This is a genomic window from Clostridia bacterium (assembly GCA_017410375.1).
Taxonomy (GTDB): domain Bacteria; phylum Bacillota; class Clostridia; order RGIG6154; family RGIG6154; genus RGIG6154.
In genome coordinates this window covers 26598-46178 of the sequence record JAFQQW010000050.1, presented here as the reverse complement: position 1 = coordinate 46178, position 19581 = coordinate 26598, and the positions used below count along the sequence as shown (strand labels likewise).

Annotated in this window: 13 protein-coding genes and 1 tRNA gene; 1 reads left to right on the top strand and 13 read right to left on the bottom strand. The window is 42.4% G+C overall.

Annotation, left to right across the window (positions count from 1 at the left end; translation table 11 throughout):
• Positions 1–6: 6 nt before the first annotated feature.
• Both IJE10_07015 and IJE10_07010 read right to left on the bottom strand, forming a co-directional pair.
• Entirely contained in the window at positions 7–4596 is a 4590-nt protein-coding gene (locus IJE10_07015; protein ID MBQ2967847.1) for a hypothetical protein, read from the bottom strand.
• Positions 4597–4612: 16 nt separating this feature from the next.
• Positions 4613–5890: an FAD-dependent oxidoreductase gene (locus tag IJE10_07010; GenBank protein ID MBQ2967846.1), complete on the bottom strand. Its 1278-nt coding sequence runs from the start codon at positions 5888–5890 to the stop codon at positions 4613–4615.
• 117 nt (positions 5891–6007) lie between these two features.
• On the opposite strand from IJE10_07010, the gene IJE10_07005 reads away from it, so the two are divergent.
• Positions 6008–6718: a helix-turn-helix domain-containing protein gene (locus tag IJE10_07005; GenBank protein ID MBQ2967845.1), complete on the top strand. Its 711-nt coding sequence runs from the start codon at positions 6008–6010 to the stop codon at positions 6716–6718.
• A gap of 728 nt (positions 6719–7446) precedes the next feature.
• Here the strand turns inward: IJE10_07005 and IJE10_07000 are convergent.
• The 11 genes from IJE10_07000 to IJE10_06950 all read right to left on the bottom strand — a co-directional run bounded on the left by IJE10_07000 (position 7447) and on the right by IJE10_06950 (position 19553).
• A tRNA-Arg gene (locus IJE10_07000) sits at positions 7447–7523 on the bottom strand.
• Positions 7524–7555: 32 nt separating this feature from the next.
• Positions 7556–8773 carry a tyrosine--tRNA ligase gene (locus tag IJE10_06995; protein MBQ2967844.1) on the bottom strand — a complete coding sequence of 406 codons (1218 nt, stop codon included), beginning with the start codon at positions 8771–8773 and terminating at the stop codon, positions 7556–7558.
• A 20-nt stretch (positions 8774–8793) separates the two neighbouring features.
• Positions 8794–10113 carry a DUF4340 domain-containing protein gene (locus IJE10_06990; protein ID MBQ2967843.1) on the bottom strand — a complete coding sequence of 440 codons (1320 nt, stop codon included), beginning with the start codon at positions 10111–10113 and terminating at the stop codon, positions 8794–8796.
• The gene (locus IJE10_06985; protein ID MBQ2967842.1) at positions 10113–11489 is read right to left on the bottom strand and encodes a GldG family protein; all 1377 of its coding nucleotides are present in this window, start codon (positions 11487–11489) and stop codon (positions 10113–10115) included. The genes IJE10_06990 and IJE10_06985 overlap by 1 nt, the downstream gene beginning before the upstream one ends.
• A 15-nt stretch (positions 11490–11504) precedes the next feature.
• Positions 11505–12209: an ABC transporter permease gene (locus IJE10_06980; protein MBQ2967841.1), complete on the bottom strand. Its 705-nt coding sequence runs from the start codon at positions 12207–12209 to the stop codon at positions 11505–11507.
• Complete coding sequence (locus IJE10_06975; protein ID MBQ2967840.1) at positions 12209–13150, bottom strand: ABC transporter ATP-binding protein; 942 nt, start codon at positions 13148–13150, stop codon at positions 12209–12211. The genes IJE10_06980 and IJE10_06975 overlap by 1 nt, the downstream gene beginning before the upstream one ends.
• Positions 13151–13187: 37 nt before the next feature.
• Positions 13188–14453 (bottom strand): histidine--tRNA ligase, encoded by a 1266-nt coding sequence (locus IJE10_06970; protein MBQ2967839.1) that lies wholly within the window; start codon positions 14451–14453, stop codon positions 13188–13190.
• A gap of 30 nt (positions 14454–14483) precedes the next feature.
• The gene (locus IJE10_06965; GenBank protein ID MBQ2967838.1) at positions 14484–15062 is read right to left on the bottom strand and encodes a YihA family ribosome biogenesis GTP-binding protein; all 579 of its coding nucleotides are present in this window, start codon (positions 15060–15062) and stop codon (positions 14484–14486) included.
• Between the two features lie 9 nt (positions 15063–15071).
• Positions 15072–17462 carry an endopeptidase La gene (lon, locus tag IJE10_06960; protein MBQ2967837.1) on the bottom strand — a complete coding sequence of 797 codons (2391 nt, stop codon included), beginning with the start codon at positions 17460–17462 and terminating at the stop codon, positions 15072–15074.
• Between the two features lie 19 nt (positions 17463–17481).
• Complete coding sequence (locus IJE10_06955; GenBank protein MBQ2967836.1) at positions 17482–18720, bottom strand: adenosylhomocysteinase; 1239 nt, start codon at positions 18718–18720, stop codon at positions 17482–17484.
• Positions 18721–18740: 20 nt separating this feature from the next.
• Positions 18741–19553, bottom strand: a complete 813-nt coding sequence (locus IJE10_06950; protein MBQ2967835.1) for a purine-nucleoside phosphorylase — start codon at positions 19551–19553, stop codon at positions 18741–18743.
• Between the last annotated feature and the right edge of the window lie 28 nt (positions 19554–19581).

Sequence of the window (19581 nt, the reverse complement as noted above, 5' to 3'; positions counted from 1 at the left end):
TCTCCTTTATTGTTGCTGTGGAAGCATCTGCAAATCAAACACATGATTCCTGTCGGTACCTGTCTTGTAATCGGATGCCTTAACATCAGCTGTTTCAGATATAATCACAACAGTTGCATTGTTGTTTCTCATTTCATTGCCGAGAACATATCCTTCAAAAGGAATTTTTTTATCTCCGTCAATGAATGTACCCGAAAGTTTTAGTCCTGTTAAGCTGTTTTCGGTCACTTCAAACGGAAAACTATCCAATCTGCAAACGAATCGGAACTTTGTCCCGCTTGAGCCTTGTGTAGAATATTTAAAATCAAATGGTTTGAAAACAAGCTTATTTATCGCAGCTGTAGTACCTGTTGTGCCTGCTACAGGAACAGAAGATTTCCCAACCGTTACTTTCTCCTCGACATCCGTACTTTCCAAAGCCTTAAGTGTGCCGCCACCGTAGCTTACTTTTGTACCATCGCCCTTTATTACATCTACAGTATATGTAAATTCGCTATCAGGATTTTCAACTTTTACAAGCCATTCATAGCCTTGTGTTGTATCGGTAAGCGTTTGGGTTTTGCCGTCAACTGTATAGGTAAGCGTTGCAACAGCATCCGCTTCATGCATATCGGTAATATATATGTATGCCCAGTATTTATCCGCAGTAGGTTGGATTACATATCCATAACCATTGGTATGTGCAGACACTGTTTGTCCTATCTGTGTAGAGTAAACATACTCTTTCGCAAAAGCCGGTTTTTTAACAGAATCTACCCCTTTGATGATTACACTCTTAATACCTTTAGACGGAACATTTACAGTAAACTGACTGTTTACAACAGAAATTTCAGATGCATTTCCGTCTGCATCCAAAAGAACTGCCGTTGTGTTGATATTTTCACCAACTTCTTTACCCAATTTAACAGTAGTGCTAACTTCGGCATTATCTTCGTTCATAAGCGCAATGCAAAGCACGCCATCTTTTCTTGCAGTAATATAATCAATATTGATATTATCAGGTTCAACCACACCTTCTTTCAGCCAAAGCCATACATCATCCTCTGTATAGAATTTACCGGGCGCCTGACCGAATTGATAGGAATAAAAGTATGCGTATCCTTTCTGATAGAGCGCGGGAAAATCAATATTTCTGTTTGATTTTGCCCACGCTTCGTTGATTAAGAAATCCTCAACCATAGACAAATACACAGGAATGTGATGCCAGTAAACTGATGTAAAATCCGGACCTTCATACGGATAATTCTCATGCATGTGATGCGTCATATAACGGCTCACATAGTAACCTGGATAATTTTGATATCTGCCTATAATCGCATTTCTGGCTTGTGTTTCAAAGAAACGATCGCCGGTGTATTCAGAAAGACGAACCATAGCCCCCAACCAGTTATTCATTGTGATTGCAACTCCGTTGCCCGGTGTTGAAGGATGCTCAGCTCCCATACCGGTAACAGCCGGCAACCACCCCGGAACCGTTTCCGAAGGGATGGATTTTTTCCCTTCTGCAATAAGCTGTTGTGCCGGTTTTGCTTCACCATCCACATTGCCGAGACGCCATTTATGTTTACCATGCCAGAAAAACGAATGCCCGGTTACATCAACATTAAGCGGACGCTCTGCTACCTTCGACTGTTCAACACGATATGTGTTTTGTGCAAAATCATTCTGATAACCGGTTGTCCACACAACGCACATCAAAAGTCTACCCGCTTCTTCTGCAATGTCAAGATATTTTTGTTCACCCGTTAATTCATATGCCGCAAGTGTAACAGAAACCATTTTTAGGTAGTCACCGTATACAAATGTACTCAGCATATAGGTATCCCTGTTTTCAGGCGCATTGGGATAGCTTGCAATAAAGTTATCTGCCTGTTTTATGATTTCCTGCTTGTACGCTTCATCTCCTGTATACTTATAAAAAGCGCCTGCATCGAACACCGAATTGGGTTTCTTTCGGTTTAAAGCAAAATCCAACAGATACGGCATTCTTCCTTGGCTCATTTCATATAGACCACCGAACACAGATGCGCCGTAAGCCGCAATAGTCTCATTTGTAAGCGGTGTTGGTGCATTTTTTGCATAATTTAAAGTAAGTCCGTCATTTTCGTTCGTAGGTGCATAATGCACAGTGTCTCTTGAAAGTGCATACGCAATGGTAGGAACAACGCGTGCTTCCAAAAGCTCTTCGTCTTCTGTCATCAAATATCTCTGATATGCACTCATTATGTTTGCATGAGAAACAAAGTTCTGCCCTTCCATATTGTAATGTCCCATGAACTCTTTATCCCAACCGCCATATGCATCATCCATCATTAAGTCGGTTGTATTGTAAATCAGATTATTTACGGAACCATAGTAATTGGTTCTGATATCATTGCAGTTATACATATCAACAGCAACATGCTTTAAAGTATCATACCAGTATTCAAAGCGGTTGAGCACTCTGTAAGAGAATGTATAGCACTCTCCTGCTTTAAAATTCGCGTTTTCAGTACCCATTACAGGTGCAACAAGTTGCGGTCGAACTTTATTATTGGGCGCATAAAATGTAGTGCCGTACAGTGCACTGTCGGGGTGATTAAAATCCTGAACTGTACTTTCCGGGTCAACCGCAAGACCTTGCGTCAATGCAATACCCGGTGTTTTTACATTGTTATCTGCTGTAAAGTACAATGTGTTCATAGGTGTATACATATATGCTTCGGGTAAAACAACGGGACTGTCGGGCACAGCGTGCTTGTTATACAGAATAGGTGCTGTAACTGTATCATATTGGCTCTTGGTTACACCATCATTTGCATAAAAAGCAAAGGAATAGGCACCATCTGTTTTAAATATTGCATCAGATGTTACTTTCAAATCATCGGTAAGTCCGTCAAATTCAAAAGTTTGTGTCAATGTTGCGCGGTTACCGTCAGCATAAAACAGTTTAATCTTATTTTCAGTTACAACCTCGAAATCATACGGGAAAAACCATTCAGACTGTCCCCATTCATAAAAATTGGTTGTGTTATTAGAAATGTCAACACCGTCTGCATTCACGGTTGCAGAAACAGCAACACCGCCTTCTTTTCCTGAAATGAACGAGGCAGTATCTGCATATTTTAACAACACACCCGATTCCTCGTTACGTTTTCTGGTATAAATCCATTCACCCGTGCTCGGATTTTTAGTAAAAATTTCATACTGCACCAAAGCACCCTTTGATGAATTTCCCTGATAAAAAACAACTTTATTGTTGTTGTTTTCAATAGATACTGTTTTGTGTGCTTCAAAAATTTCTTTTGTGTACTGCGGATAAAACGTCCACGATTTCTCATCAGCGACACTGAACGGTTTTACTGTTTTTTCAAGTTCTTCCTCGCCGGGTACAACAAAAGACAAATCATCTGTCAAAAGAATACCTTTGCAACGGGCATAAAACCCGGATGTATCAAGCAAAGATATGGTGTGCACACCTTCAGAGAGTTCAACCACACCTCCGTCTTCCCACGCAAAGCCTTCCGTGCCGTGTTTACCAAAGGTAGATTTTGCCACTTCGCCGTCAATCGCAACATTAAAGAAACGAGTACCGGGTTTCGATTTTGCGTAATCTCTCGCATGAACCCAAAGTTTATATTTACCGCTTTTCTGCACGCGGATTTTTGCAATCGCAGGTTTGTAATCTTTAAATTCTTTGCCTTCGTTCTCCGCTACTGAAATCCCCTGCAAATATTTATCGTCCGTTTTGATTGTCCACGTACCGAGCGTTTCAAAATCATCATGTACAACATAGTAAATTGCAGGCACCTGTTCAGACTGAATGTACACAGACTGTGTACTTTCTTCCCATTCCACAGTACAGCCAAACGCTTCGGAAACAAATCGTAACGGCACCATAGTACGATTGTTTAAAAGAACTGCCGGTTGGTCAATAACAGTTGCCACACCGTCTACCATAGCATCCATACTGTTTATGGTGCAAAATACAGTTTTACCGTTTCGTATACCTACCGCTGTCTGTGCTTCATCCATCCAGTGTACTGTGCACCCAAGCGCCTCAAAGATTGCACGCATAGGCACCATAGTTCTGCCATTTATAATAACAGGATTTACATCAAACTGCATCCATTCACCATTAAAAGAAACTGCAATTTCAGTTTCAGGACGTGCAGCTGCAGGACGAGACATTTCTTGTGCTATTGGTTCATCGTTAACAGCTTCTTCTATATACAATTCCGGATAAACTTTAAGACTGAATGCCGTTTTATCATATGCAGCACGCGGCACTTCATTGGTTTGTGCAACAGAAAAAGTTACGGTAGAGTCTGCAATTTCAACTGCCGTAATTTTACTGTTGAATGCAACATCTTTTCCGTCAATTTTCACACTACCCGCCACTTTAAGTCCCAATAAATTTTTATCCGCGGCGTCAAAAGGAATATTTTCTTTGCGAACCACGAAACGAAGCGTTTCGCCTTGTCCGCCTTGCCTGCCAACTACCAGATCAAATGCTTCAAAATCAGTAAACAGTTTTTGTTCCGCTGCAACACTCATCGGAGCAATAACACTGAACAAATAAGCTATAGCAAGAACAAGTGAAAGTAATTTTTTCATTTATCAATTCACCTCTTTAAAATAATTCAATTCCTCTTCCTGTCAGTACTTCCTGCACTTTTTTATAGTCAAGTTCTTTGTTTGTCATATTACAATCCAGACAAAGCGATGCCGCAACCCCTGCCGCTTCACCGATGTTCATAGCGATATTCATAACTCGGTAGGATGCGTGTGCTCTGTGCGAACCGCTTATGCATCTGCCTGCTGTAAACAGATTATTATTGATTAGCGGAACAATCGCCCGAAACGGAACATCATATGGCTTTGCTTTCACCGGTAATGTTTCGCTTTCTGCCTGCCCTGCACCGTTCGGATTATGAATGTCAATCGGAAAATTCGCGTTATGAACAATTACATCTTCAAAACGCTTCCCGTCAATCAAATCCTGTGCACAAATTGTATACATGCCTTTGATTCTTCTTGATTCTCTGACACCAATCCCCTCCGAACTGTCCTTTACGCTGATATTTTCAAAGCCCTCAACATTTTCTTTGAGAAACTTTACAACAATCGCAATTTGTTTTCTTAATTTAATCTGCGCTTTGGTATAATCAGCAGGTTCAAGTGGGTTGAAGCCGTTAGCCTGGGTTGCATTTACAACTCTGTCTCCTTTATTCGTTCCGGCATAAAGTCGCACAATATCAATTTCAGGAGGCAAAACACCGTTTTTGCAAGCATCCTTACACATCTGCAAGTAATTGCCTTTTTTAAGCACAGTATCCATTGCCTCATGGTGACAAAGCAAAGGCTGATTTTCATCTACACCAGTTATCGTAAACATTACAGATGTAGGCTGTACCAAACCGTCGTCTCTGCCGTATTCAACGTTTTCTTCAGCAAGATAAGAAAGCACGCCATCACCTGTTGCATCAATAAACATTTTCCCTTCTACCGCTTTTAAGCCGCTTTGTGTAGAAATAACAACCGCCTTGATTTCGCCATTCTCACGGATAACATCGCACACAGAAGTGTTTAAAAATACGTCTACTCCTTTTTTGTCCAATAGGTCTGTAAGCTTGATTTTTGTGTTTTCAAAATTGTTTACGCCATACTTAGTTGTATCAGCGAGATATGTGTTGATGCGGTTCGCCATGGTATTTTCACCGTGACCACCCGAAATTGGTGAAACATGTCCTATAGTTAAGCATCCGCCCACAACACCTGCCCGTTCAAGCACCAAAACCTTTTTTCCCATTTCTGCCGCTGAAATTGCAGCCGCAATACCGGAAGGTCCGCCGCCTGCAACTACAACATCCGCAAAAAATATAGTTTCCAACTCATTTGTATACAACATAATATCACCCTTTTATAAAAATTTTAACATCCTACCATAATTATACATTCTATAATTGACAAATTAAATACATTGTTTTATAATATTTTTATAATAATTCTAAAAAAGAGGTTCGTTATGCTGTTTGGTATCATAAAAAGAAACAAATTTGTGATAGAAGAAGGCTCGCACGCTGAAAATGTTTTAATAATTGTGTTGGAAGGAAGCTTTGAACTTACAATAAATCAAAAGAAAACGATTGTGCACGAAAAATCAGTTTTATTTTTTGAAAAAGGTGTTTCTTTCAAGCGTCATATCTTACAACCATTGAAAATAATTTATGTACAATATGTAAACACACTTCCTTTCACAAGCGGTGTTTTATCTTACAAAGATGTTTTCAGAAAAAACAGTACCATTTCACTTTTATATGATGCCGTAAAAAATAACCAAAACGATTTATGTGAACATTTTGCAATAGATTTGGCGGCACAATCTTTTTCCGAGATACAGCAACACTATAACTCCGTTTCAAATGAAACGATTGCTTTTTATGATTTTGTCTCTGAAAATTATAAAGAATCCATCTCAATAAAGCAGTTTGCTGACCATGTTCACATGACGCACACCGGTTTTTTACTGAAATTTAAAAAAGAGACAGGAAAAACGCCCACAGAATACATCTGTACATACCGCTTAAATCTTGCAACTGATTTGCTTTTCAACACCACATTATCCATCAGCGAAATTGCTGAAAAATGCGGATTTGAAAATCTTTACTATTTCAGCAACTGTTTTAAAAAACATTATCATATTTCTCCGTCGAAATACCGGAAAAACAATTTATAAGAATTCACACTTTAAAGGTATCCATTACACTGAAAAAATTTCACAAATACACCATAAATTTGACGGGTGCTGAAGAGCGTGTGTTTATTTTTGCAAAATGAAATGGAAAAAACACCAAATTCAGTTCGAGTTGCAGTGCTTCAAAATCGTTGGAAGTGCCGTAAAACCCTTAAAAAAAGGGATTTTGAGCAAAAAAACAGAATACCCACTTTCTATCAAAGTGAGTATTCCATCGTGTATATGGATTCATCAAAAGTTCATGCACTTCATCCTGAGTAAAATAATTCAAAGCCATTTTTAAATTCCTCCTTTTAATCAATTATATCATCGTTTTTTTCATTTACAATCTTTATTATGTCCATAACCCAGGATTCAAACTTTCAGTATGTCCATAGATTGGGATTCACACTTTTAACATGTCCATTATTATGGATTCACACTTTTAAAGTGTCCATTTTATAGGGTACATTTTATCACTATTACTCAAAAATTTCACGAATACCACCATAAATTTAACGATTACCATATAAATTTCACGATTACCCCATAAGTTTGACGATTACCCTATAAATTTCACGATTTGAATATAAAAAAATAACCGCTACCCGGAATTTTACGCTCGGATAGCGGTATTTTTGTATGTGAAATTATAATGGGAAGCCCGAAAAAGGCTTAAATAAAGGCAAAAATAAAAGGACAACAATTCTATCAAAGTTGTTGTCCTTATGTGGCGCACTCGACAGGATTCGAACCTGCGGCCTTCAGAGTCGGAGTCTGACGCTCTATCCAGCTGGGCTACGAGTGCATATTAAGGGAGAAAGATTTCTCCCTTTTATTTTATGCAATTGTGATTCTGAAATACTTCTTTTTACCAAGTCTTAATACCGCGGTGCCGTCTTTAAAGTCATCTGCACCAAATACGCGGTCAACATCTTCAACACGGACATCGTTTAAGTACAGACCGCCCTGCTGAATGAGTCTTCTGCCTTCGCCCTTAGAAGGGGTAAGCTTTGCGTTTGCAATGTAATCCAAAACGGTTACATTACCCACATCAGCCGACACAATTTCTGCAGAAGGCATATTGGCATTTGCACCGCCACCAAAAGCTGCTTCGGAAGCTGCTTTGGCTTTGTCCGCTTCTTCCTTGCCGTGTACCAGTTCGGTGATTTCGTAAGCTAAGAAAGCCTTTGCTTTGTTAAGCTCTGCACCTTCCATAGTTTCAAACTGCTTCAATTCTTCCAAAGGCTTGAAGCTGAACTTTTTAATCAGGCTGACAACGTCTGCGTCGTCCACATTTCTCCAGTACTGATAGAAATCATAGGGCGAGCATTTTTCTTTATCCAGCCAGAGAGCACCTTTTTCGGTTTTACCCATTTTTCTGCCATCGGAAGTGGTAAGCAACGGCAAGGTTAAGCCGTAAACTTCTTCGCTGTCCATACGGCGAACCAGTTCAACACCGCCTAAGATATTCGACCACTGATCGTCACCGCCAACCTCTAAGTTACAGCCATAGTCTTTATGCAGTTTGTAGAAGTCATAGCTCTGCATAAGCATATAGTTAAATTCAATAAAGGACAGACCGCGTGCCAGACGAGTTTTGAAGCATTCCGCGGTAAGCATTTTGTTTACCGAAAAATGTACGCCAACCTCACGCAAAAATTCAATATAATTGAGATTTAACAGCCAGTCACCGTTATTGACCATAATGGCTTTGTCATCGGTAAAATCAATAAATCTGGAAAGCTGTTCCTTAAAACGGGCACAGTTTTTATCAATTTCTTCTCTGCCCATGATTCTTCTCATGTCGGTTTTACCGGTGGGGTCACCAACCATAACGGTACCGCCGCCGATTAAAGCTACAACCTTGTTTCCTGCTTCCTGCAAGTGCTTCATGCCAATCATAACCAGCAAGTGACCTACATGCAGGCTGTCTGCCGTGGGGTCAAAGCCAACATAAAAGGTTGCCTTTCCGTTGTCAATCAATTCTCTGATTTCTGCCTCGTGGGTAGTTTGTGCAACCAGACCGCGCGCCAACAGTTCTTCATATTTGCTCATTCAGAGTTCCTCCTAAATTCTTACAGATATGCTTCAATTTGCTTTTTCCATGCCATAAATGCATCTCTGAAAATGACAAAGTATGCCTTGTCATCTGCAGTGACTACATAATTGAACGCATCCTGCTGATATATCTTATAGCTTTTCGTGTTGCCGTTTTTATAGGTGTGCGTCACCGTCATCACCGGTGCGCCCGATACAGAGCCATTCTCTGCATCAATTTTCAGCTCACAGATATCGCTGTAAAGCTTGATGGCGGTTTCCTTTGATGCAGACTTTCCGTTTAAGGAACACGGGTCGCTGTAAACCAATGTTGCCTCCGCTTCCCCTTCAAGTTCTACCTTGTCGATATCGTTATAGTCCGCAATTTCAACCGTCTTATCTATAATATCAAATTTTGTAAGTTTTGTCAACTGTATTATTTGCAAATCCACGATACCGGGATACGAAATACCGTCTACTTTTACCGCAACATTTCCTGTCTCGGCATCTACATTGCCCACCTGAACGGTTCGCTCTGTTCCGTCGGTCAGCTTCGCTTTTACGGTTGCCTGCGGATTGGCAAGCCCAAGCTCAGCATCCGATTTATCGGTCACATAGGAAAAAGCATCAATTCTGTACAGAAATGTCAGAAGCTTTTGCTCAATAACCGTTTCATCCACGCCCCAGCTGAACGGCTCGGTGAAGAACCACTGTTCAAAACCATCTTCTGCGCTTTTTGTAACGCAGAAATGCGCTCCGTCCTTTTGGGTAACCTCCACAGAAGCAATTTCTGACTGAGAAAGCTCCAGCATGGTCATTGCCATCAGATCCTGCATGGTATATGTAATGGATTCACACTGGGAAACGTCAACCGCGTACACCGTGTTACTTTCGCCGATTTTTACATAATACTGCTCTTCCCCCTGCACCTTAGCACCTACATAAAATGGAACTTCTTTTCCATTCTTAAATGTTAAAGTTGTGGTAATCTGTGCAGGTAACAGCCCGTATTTTTCAATATTTTCAGCATCTTCCTCCACAACCTCCCGGGCTATGAATTCTGCCATATCATAGGCAACACCATCGGCACGGGGCTGTGAAACCGGAAGCTTTGGCTGTTCTTTAATCAACCATATTCCGTCTGTAAGCTCTAACGTGAACTGTTCTTCGGGATGGGTATAGGTGACGCTTTGAATATCCTCCTGCTTTGCGGTAAACACAACCAAGCGTTCTTCTGTTTCTGCATCGTTCTGCAGATTCGTCGGGTTTGGTTTATCTTCTTTTAGCAAAAACAGTATCCCCAAAACCAAAACAATCAGCACACAAAGCAAAATCAGTAACATTTTCTTCTGTTTCATTATTTATGCACTCTCCTTATCCAGGTATAAATGCCGTAGGCAAGAATAAGGAGTGGGAACAAAACAATCAAAACCGTGATAATATTTTGCTGTGCCTGCGTGATGGTTAAGGTTTTACCAATAAGGCTCTTGGGACGGATGCCTGTATTGATTTTGTTTCCGTGCAACCATTCTAAGGTATTTAAAAACAGTTCTTTGTTTACAAAATCAGGATTTTCGAATACAGAATCCACAAAATAGTACGAAGAGCCAAACACCGCAATCTTACCCTCGTTCATTTCAGAGGTAGCCGCAATAGATGCCTGACCTGCCGCATAAATGGATTCCATCATATCCTCTTCGTTTTCAATCATCCCGAAGGGAATTTTGAAGCCGGATTCGGTGGTACGCATCACGCATTTTGCTTTTGTACCGGCGATAGGTTCAACAGATTTGCTGAAAGATGCCAGGACATAGCCGTTTGCATCGTTTACATCCAAAATATTTTTACCAATTTCGTGCCCTGCGCCGGAAGCGAAGAATTCACGTCCGTTCTGGGTACGATTGGGATTCATTTCCACAACCAATTCGTTGGTGACATTGATATTCCATCGGGATGAAAGATATGCATAGGTTCCCGAAAGGTCATAAACTGCGGGATTAAACAGCAAAAGCAGACTTCCGCCGTTGTAGAGATATTCATCCAGTGCCGCAAGCTCTGTCTGCGAGAGGTCGGTAGCAGGATTCCGAAGCATCAAAACGGTGCAATCCTCCGGAATTTCGTTGTTTACCAGCGAAATTTCCTTTTTTACATAGCCGTTTTTGCTTAAAATTCCGTCCAAACCGCCATCATCTGTGCCGTGACCCGATATAGTATACACCGTTTTTGTCGCGTCGGAGGTTACCTCCAGTATTGCCTGGGTAAACTGCTCTTCGGCATACATTTCGGTTTCTTGTCTGGTGTAAAGATTATAGTCACTCAAGTCGTTTTCGGTTACGATGCGGAATTTATCCCCGCAAACAAAGATAAACGAACCGTTGCTTAAGCCGTTATTTCCCTTGTCATATTTATACGACAACTCAGGCATTTCTTTTTCTCCGACCACCGAAACGTTAACTTTTTCCGTTTCTCTCTGGTAGCGGTAAAGGATTTCAAGTATAAAATCGTTTTCCGAGCCGGTACTGTAAATGGCAAACACATCGACTTCTTTTTCTAAATCTTTGAGTGCCGTTTTAGTATATTCGGATAACGAATACATTTTATTTTCACTGATATCCGCTTTTAAGGGATATCTTTTACAAAGCAATTCTGCACCATAATTGGCTAAAATGATGATTGCAATCATAAATACCGCCAAAAGGACAGAGAAAAGACCGAATTTTTTATTTTTTCGCATTTCTGTTTCCCCTCCTCAGCGCCATCTTCTTTTTTCTACGGAGAATATCGTCAGCACGATAAACACCGCAGAAAAACTGATGTAATATACAATAGAATCCAAAGCCAGCAAACAGTTTGCAAAGGGGCTGAACTTAACCGAAATGGCAAACCATCCTACAATTGCGTGTAAAATCGGGTTTGTGATGTAGCTCAACACACTTCCCAGTAAAAACATGACAAACAAAGTAATAAAGCTGAAAAGCACGCCCAGAAACTGGTTATCGGTCAGGGAGGAAATAAAAAGTCCCACACTGATAAACGCCGCACCCAAAAGAGCAAAACCGATATATACTGTAAGAATTTCACCGTATGCAGGTTTACCGAACAATGCCAGAACGATTACATAGATGCCGGTCGCAAGAAGCGATACACCATACACCCCAAGAGCGGCAAAGTATTTGCCAAGCACAATCTCGGTGGTGGTTACCGGTGCGGTCATCAGAATCTGGTCGGTTTTTGTTTTGCGGTCCTCGCAAAGCATTTTTACCGAAAGCAACGGCACCACAAAGATAAATACCACAACCGAATCATAAAACACAGAGTTTAAGCTGATTGCTCTGCCTACACAGTTGTAATGATAGAAGAAAAAGGCTGTGATGGCAAGAATCATGGCTACAAAACAATAGCCGATGGGAGAATTGAAATAGCTCTCAAAATCGCGTTTAAAGATGGCTTTCATTATTGATTCCCCTCCTCTTCTGTCGTAAGCTGTGCAAACAACTGCTCTAAGCTGGTTTCGTTTTTGTGCATTTCAAGCACCGCAATGCCGGCACTCGAAAGTGCAACACTCAAATCCTTTAACTTGGATTCATCCTCAAGCTCTACCTGATATGTAAACGCATCCTCCTGCTCAGAAAGGGTTTCATACGCTTTCACAAAGGGTTGTTCAGACAAAACGGATTCTGCCGACTGCATGGCAGTAAGCTTAACTGCACCTGCCTTGGTCGCATTTTCAAGCAGTTCCTTTGTTTCGCCGGTTGCCACAATGTTACCCTTATTGATAATGATAATTTCATCACAAACTGCACTGATTTCAGACAGAATATGCGAGCTTAAAACAACCGTGTGGTTATCGCCAAGGCTTCGGATTAAGCTTCGGATTTCCACAATCTGATTGGGGTCTAAGCCAACCGTCGGCTCGTCTAAAATCAGAATTTTCGGGTCACCCACAAGTGCCTGACCAAAGCCCACACGTTGCTGATAGCCTTTGGAAAGGTTTTTGATGACTCTGTCCTTTACATGGGTAAGTCCTACCTTTTCCATAACATCCGCAAGATGTGCTTCCTTTTCTTTTTTATCTTTTCCCTTTACTTTTTTAAGCTCATATACAAATGCCAGATACTCTGAAACCAGCATATCCGAATAAAGGGGCGGATGCTCGGGCAGATACCCGATGCATTTTTTAGCTGCAATAGGATCCTGCAGAATATCATGTCCGTCAATCAGAATTTCACCGTCGGTGCTTGCAATATAACCGCAAACCATGTTCATGGTGGTGGTTTTTCCTGCGCCATTAGGCCCTAAAAAGCCTAAAACCGTATTGTCACCGATTTCAAAGCTGATTCCGTTGACCGCGGTGTGATTTCCGTATTTTTTTGTTAAATTTGTAACCTTTATCATTTTGAAAAATCCTTTCTGTAGAAGGAAAGTTTTTTAATTATGCATTAAAATTTCCGGCAAGCAGATCGGAAAGTTGAATTTCGCTCGTTTCACCGTTTTGCATATTTTTTAAGGTTGCAACGCCTTTTTCCAGTTCATCATCACCGATGACAACGCTGTAGGCAGCACCGATTTTATCCGCGTATTTCATTTGTGCCTTTACACTCTTACCCAAATGGTCAAATTCTGCTGCAATACCGTTTTCGCGCAATGCGTAGCATGCCTTAAAAGCAAAAGCTGCCGCATTTTCGCCCATAGAGCCGATATACAAATCACATGCAGTCTGTGCTTCGGGAAGCTTGTTTTGTTTTTCTAAAATACTGATTAAGCGCTCCATACCCAAAGAGAAACCAATACCCGGTGTGCTTACGCCGCCTAGCTGTTCAACCAATCCGTCATAACGACCACCGCCGCAAACGGTAGACTGGGCACCCAAATCACCCGATTTGATTTCAAATACCGTCTTGGTATAATAGTCCAGACCGCGCACCAAAGAGGTATCCACCTCATAGGAAATACCGATGTCGGTAAGGGATTTTTGAAGCTGCTTAAAATGTGCTACGCAGTCATCGCAAAGCACGGAATCCACAGTCGGGGCATCCTTTAATACCGCCTGGCAATCCGGATTTTTGCAATCCAAAACGCGGAGCGGATTTCTGTCCATACGATCGATACACAAGTCACAGAGATTGCTTTCGTTTGCTTTTAAGAACGCCTTTAAGGTTTCGTTATATTTCTTTCTGCAATCGGGACAGCCAATAGAGTTGATGTAAAGGGTAAGACCCTCTACACCCAGACGCTTTAACAAAAGCATGGCAAGCGAAATAACCTCCGCATCGGTAAGTGCCGAATCACTGCCGAAGTTTTCGATACCGAACTGATTGAATTCTCTGAATCTGCCTGCCTGCGGTCTTTCATAACGGTAGCAGGTGATAGTATAGAAAAGCTTAACCGGCAAGGGATTTGCGTATAAATTGTTTTCAATATAGCTTCTTACGGTAGAAGCAGTACCCTCAGGACGGAGTGTGATGGAACGGTCACCCTTATCTAAAAAGGTGTACATTTCCTTTTGCACTACGTCGGTGGTGTCACCTACACCGCGGTTAAAAAGCTCGGTATGCTCAAACACCGGAAAACGGATTTGCTTGTATCCGTATTCACGACAGGTTTTGTGCATTTGTTTTTCCAGGTATTGCCAGATATGTACTTCGCCCGGCAAAACGTCATGGGTTCCTTTCGGAGCCGTAATTTTGTTTGCGCCCATGTTTTTTACTCTCCTTTACTTCTGATATTTTCAGTACATCGCTTCTAAAATTGCCAGAACCTTGTCTTTGCCTTCGCCGTTTTCTGCCGAAAAGGTAATTAAATCTTCCCGGTCAATGTCTAAGGTTTCTGCGATTAAATCAAACGCCGCTTCCCTTTGAGAGGGCTTTAATTTATCGGATTTTGTGGCAATTACGGTGCAGGGCTTGTTAAAATAGCGAATCCATTCCAACATCATCAAATCATCCTCGCTGGGGGCATGTCTTGCATCCACCAGCAGAAAAATGTGCTTTAATGCATCCCGTACATCTAAGTAATGCTGAATCATTTTGCCCCATTTTTCCTTTTCCTGCTTAGATACCTTTGCATAGCCGTAGCCGGGCAGGTCCACAAGATACAGGCAATTATCCAGATTATAGAAATTGATGGTTGCGGTTTTTCCGGGCTTGGAGCTGACTCTTGCAAAATTCTTTCGGTTTAAAACCTTGTTAATAAGAGAGCTTTTTCCCACATTGGAACGCCCGACCATGGCAATTTCCACAAGTCCTTTTTGGGGATATTGCTTTTCCGCTACTGCGGATATTTCAAATTGCACATTATGAATATTCATAAGCACTCCTTAATTTAAAACATTTGTTGCTGCAGACTGCATTTCGGATTTGCGCTCCACAATACGTCTGATTCTCTTTTTATGTGCCGCGTCCGCCTCAGGCAGGAGTGCACACTCCAGCACTTCGCTGACATGCTCTGCCAGAACAAAACGGATGTTGTCTTTTACAATGGAGGGAATTTCTTCCAAATCCTTTTTATTCTCTTTCGGCACGATGACGGTTTTTGCACCATACTGCAATGCCGCTAAGGTCTTTTCTTTTAAGCCGCCGATGGCAAGCACTCTGCCTCGCAACGTCACTTCACCGGTCATTGCCACATCATAGCGCACCTTTCTTCCGCTGAGTGCGGAAACAAGCGCGGTGGTCATGGTAACACCTGCAGAGGGACCATCCTTGGGCACAGCACCCTCGGGCACATGAATGTGAATATCTGTCTTTTTATAGAAATCCGCCGGAATATTTAAGCTGTCCGCATTGGCACGCACATAAGAATACGCCGCCTGAGCAGATTCCTTCATTACATCACCCAGAGAACCGGTCAACTGCAGCTTACCGCTTCCCTCCATCACATTGATTTCAATGCAAAGGGTTTCACCGCCGACCTGTGTCCATGCAAGCCCGGTTGCGATACCGATTCTGTCTTTTTTATCGGTATGGTCCTGCGTGAATTTCGGAATACCCAAGAACTTTTGAAGGTTACTTTTGGTTACCTTGACAGACTTTTGTCCGCCCACAATCAGACGTGCCGCCTTACGGCAGATTTTTTCAATCAGACGTTCCATGGTACGAACGCCCGCTTCTTTGGTGTATTCCAGTATTACCCGTTCAATGGCATCTCTTGTGATGGTTACATTTTTCAAGTTGTACACGGCAAGCTGTTTGGGAATCAGATGTCGCATGGCGATTTCTTCTTTTTCATCGTAGGTATAGCCTGCGATTTCGATGATTTCCATACGGTCTTTCAATGCAGGCGGAATTGCGCCCACATCATTTGCGGTTGTGATAAACAGCACCTTGGACAAATCAAAGGGAATGTCGATATAATGGTCTGTAAAGGTGTTGTTTTGTTCTTTGTCCAGCACCTCTAACAGTGCAGAGGACGGGTCACCCTTATAGTCATTGGAAAGCTTATCCACTTCGTCGAGCAAAATGAGCGGATTGGAGGTTTTTGCCTGATTCACAGCCGCCATAATTCTGCCGGGCATAGAGCCGATATAGGTTTTGCGGTGACCGCGGATTTCCGCTTCATCACGCACACCGCCTAACGATACGCGCACATATTTTCTGCCTAATGCTTCTGCCACAGACTTTACAATAGAGGTTTTGCCGACCCCCGGAGGGCCTGCCAAACACAAAATAGAGCCTTTCGGGTCGCCCCCCAATTTTTTAACTGCAAAAAATTCCAGCACCCGTTCTTTTACATCCTGCAAGCCATAATGGTCTCGCTCCAAGATCATTTCTGACTTTTCCATGTCCACCGTCTCTTCGGTGTATACATTCCAGGGCAAATCCAAAACGGTAGTGAGATACGAGTGAATCACCCCTGCTTCGGGAGACTGGGGCGAAAAACGCGCCATACGGTCTAGTTCACGCATGAGTTTTTCTTCGTACTCGGGTGCTAAACCTAATTTTTCAATGGATGCAGCAAAGTTGTCAAGCTCGTCATCCACATCCTGCGGATCACCCAGTTCTTCGCGGATGGCACGAATTTTTTCGTTTAGGAAATATTCCTTCTGACGCAAATCCAGCTCCTGATGCACCTTTTCGGAAATGTCCATATCGATTTCCAGAATCTGCTTTTCTCTGTCTAAGATTGCAAGCAGGCGTTCCATTCTCTTTTCCACGGCAGGCTCTGCCAAAAGCTCCTGCCGTTCTGCTATATCAATCAAAAGCTGACCTGCAATTAAGTCGGTTAATACATCCGGTTCTTCACAAAGTCCCACATCCGAATAAGGCTCAATAGCAATTTTTTTGACCCTGTCAAAGTAATCGGAAAAGCCGTTACGCAAAAGGCGCATTGCAGAAATGTTTTCCATCTTGCTCATATCCGCCTTGAATTCGTAAATACGAACCGTCTCGGAATATAAGCAGTTGTCCTCTGCGGTAAAATGCACGGATTGTGCACGGTATAAACCTTCTAAAATCACGCGATAGGTTTTTTCGCCGATGCGAATCATCTGACGAATTGCCGCAACCGTACCGCAATCGTAAATATTGTCTACGGTAGGCACCTCTTCCAACGCATCCTGCTGTGAGGTGACGAAAACCGTATTTTCCGTTTTTAAAGCCCGGGTTATTGCTTCTACAGAGACATCTCTGCCCACATCAAAATGGGCAATCTGATGCGGAAAAAGCACTACGCCACGAAGTGGCAATACCGGTAATGTCTTAAATTCCATGTTTTATTCCTTCCTGCGCTTATTCGGCGTAAGAATCCAAATAAGCTTTTTGTTTTTCTGTCAGTGTGTCGATAGAGACACCCATTGTTTTCAGTTTCAGTCCTGCTACGAAGTTGTCCACTTCTTCAGGCACTACATATACACGGTTTTCCATTTTATCATGGTTTTCCAACAGATATTTCATAGAAAGAGACTGAATGGCAAAGCTCATGTCCATAATTTCAGCCGGATGTCCGTCCCCTGCCGCAAGATTTACAAGTCTGCCTTCAGCTAAAATGTTAATCCATCTGCCGTCGGGCATTTTATAGCCCATAATGTTCTGGCGCACTTCTTTAACCTCTACAGCCTGTGCTTCCAGCTCAGGGATGCAGATTTCCACATCAAAGTGACCTGCGTTACACAAAATGGCACCGTCCTTCATCACTTTGAAATGTCTGTCAAAAATAACATGCTCACAACCGGTAACGGTGATAAATACATCGCCAACCTTTGCCGCATCGTCCATGGGCATAACCGAAAAGCCGTCCATAACCGCTTCCATGGCACGCACCGGATTGATTTCGCAAATCACAACTTTCGCACCAAGCCCCTTTGCACGCATGGCACAGCCCTTACCGCACCAGCCATAGCCTGCAATAACAACCGTTTTACCTGCCACGATTAAGTTTGTGGTCTTGTTGATGGCATTCCAAACCGACTGACCTGTGCCATATCGGTTATCAAAAAGGTATTTGCAGTTTGCATCGTTTGCAGAAACCACCGGGAAGCGCAGTGCACCCGCTTTTTCTCTGGCACGCAGACGGTGTACACCGGTTGTGGTTTCTTCACTGCCGCCCCATACGGGCATATCTTTAAATTCATCATGTAAAATCTGGGTAATATCACCGCCGTCATCAATAAAGATGTCCGGTGAAAACTCCAGAGCTTTTTTTAAGTGGTCAAAATATTCTGTCTGGGTTGCACCGTGCCAGGTATACACATCAATGCCGGTTTTAGCCAGCGCTGCCGCCACATCATCCTGTGTAGAAAGCGGATTACAGCCGGTAAGCGCAACCTTTGCACCGCCTGCCTTTAACACCTGTGCCAGATAAGCGGTTTTTGCTTCCACATGAATGCACATGGTAATTTTCAAGCCGTCAAAGTATTTATGCTCCGAAAAATCCTTTTCAATCGCGTTTAAAAGGGGCATATTCTTTTTAACCCAGTCAATTTTCAACTGACCGTCTTTTGCAAGCGCTGCGTTACGGATAATACTCATACATTTACATCCTTTCAAAATTACATTTGTTTTAAAATTTCGGTCACCAGAGCTTCAAACCGGAAGCCCATTTTTTCTGCAGTTTCCAAAACCTCTTCCTGGCTTTGAGGCATACTTGTAATGCCTGCTGCCATGTTACTGCAAAATGACAGTGCCAAAACCTTCATCCCTGCATGGTTTGCCGCCAAAACCTCGGGCACGGTGGACATACCCACCACATCTGCACCTAAAACTTTAAGCATGCGTATTTCTGCAGGTGTTTCAAAATTGGGACCACCCATAAAAGCGTAAACGCCCTTTTGTATAGAAAAGCCACATTTTTCTGCGGCTGAATCTGCAAGCTGAATCAAGTCCTTATCATAACCTTTTGACATATCAAAATACCGGGGACCTAAATCCTCAGGATTTGCCCCCCGTAAGGGACAGTCTGCCGTTAGCTTGATATGGTCGGTTACCGCCATGATATCTCCGGGCTTGAACCTCTCATTAATTGCCCCGGCAGCCGCCGTAACAATCAATGTTTTAACCCCCATTTTTGCAAAAACCTGAACGGGGTAAACAAGCTGTTGCATGGAATAACCCTCATAGTAATGAAAGCGTCCCTGCATCACTAAGATTTCTTTTTCACTGATTTTTCCTTTAATCAGCATGCCTTTGTGTCCTTGCACAGTAGACACGGGAAAGTGCGGAATTTCGCTGTAGGAAACAGAAACGGTGTCAGAAAGCTTTTCGGCAAAGGTGCCAAGACCCGTTCCCAAAATCAGAACGGTATCCGGAACCGTATTGAATTTTTTCTGCAAAAACAATGCGGTTTCACTGATTTTTTTCTGCATATTTGCCTGCTCCTCCCTTAAAAATTTT

What these genes read in the sequence shown, in the direction of transcription:
- IJE10_07015 (MBQ2967847.1), bottom strand. Translation starts at nt 4,596, where the DNA reads ATGAAAAAATTACTTTCACTTGTTCTTGCTATAGCTTATTTGTTCAGT.
- IJE10_07010 (MBQ2967846.1), bottom strand. Translation starts at nt 5,890, where the DNA reads ATGTTGTATACAAATGAGTTGGAAACTATATTTTTTGCGGATGTTGTA.
- IJE10_07005 (MBQ2967845.1), top strand. Translation starts at nt 6,008, where the DNA reads ATGCTGTTTGGTATCATAAAAAGAAACAAATTTGTGATAGAAGAAGGC.
- IJE10_06995 (MBQ2967844.1), bottom strand. Translation starts at nt 8,773, where the DNA reads ATGAGCAAATATGAAGAACTGTTGGCGCGCGGTCTGGTTGCACAAACT.
- IJE10_06990 (MBQ2967843.1), bottom strand. Translation starts at nt 10,113, where the DNA reads ATGAAACAGAAGAAAATGTTACTGATTTTGCTTTGTGTGCTGATTGTT.
- IJE10_06985 (MBQ2967842.1), bottom strand. Translation starts at nt 11,489, where the DNA reads ATGCGAAAAAATAAAAAATTCGGTCTTTTCTCTGTCCTTTTGGCGGTA.
- IJE10_06980 (MBQ2967841.1), bottom strand. Translation starts at nt 12,209, where the DNA reads ATGAAAGCCATCTTTAAACGCGATTTTGAGAGCTATTTCAATTCTCCC.
- IJE10_06975 (MBQ2967840.1), bottom strand. Translation starts at nt 13,150, where the DNA reads ATGATAAAGGTTACAAATTTAACAAAAAAATACGGAAATCACACCGCG.
- IJE10_06970 (MBQ2967839.1), bottom strand. Translation starts at nt 14,453, where the DNA reads ATGGGCGCAAACAAAATTACGGCTCCGAAAGGAACCCATGACGTTTTG.
- IJE10_06965 (MBQ2967838.1), bottom strand. Translation starts at nt 15,062, where the DNA reads ATGAATATTCATAATGTGCAATTTGAAATATCCGCAGTAGCGGAAAAG.
- lon (MBQ2967837.1), bottom strand. Translation starts at nt 17,462, where the DNA reads ATGGAATTTAAGACATTACCGGTATTGCCACTTCGTGGCGTAGTGCTT.
- IJE10_06955 (MBQ2967836.1), bottom strand. Translation starts at nt 18,720, where the DNA reads ATGAGTATTATCCGTAACGCAGCGCTTGCAAAAGACGGTCAGTTGAAA.
- IJE10_06950 (MBQ2967835.1), bottom strand. Translation starts at nt 19,553, where the DNA reads ATGCAGAAAAAAATCAGTGAAACCGCATTGTTTTTGCAGAAAAAATTC.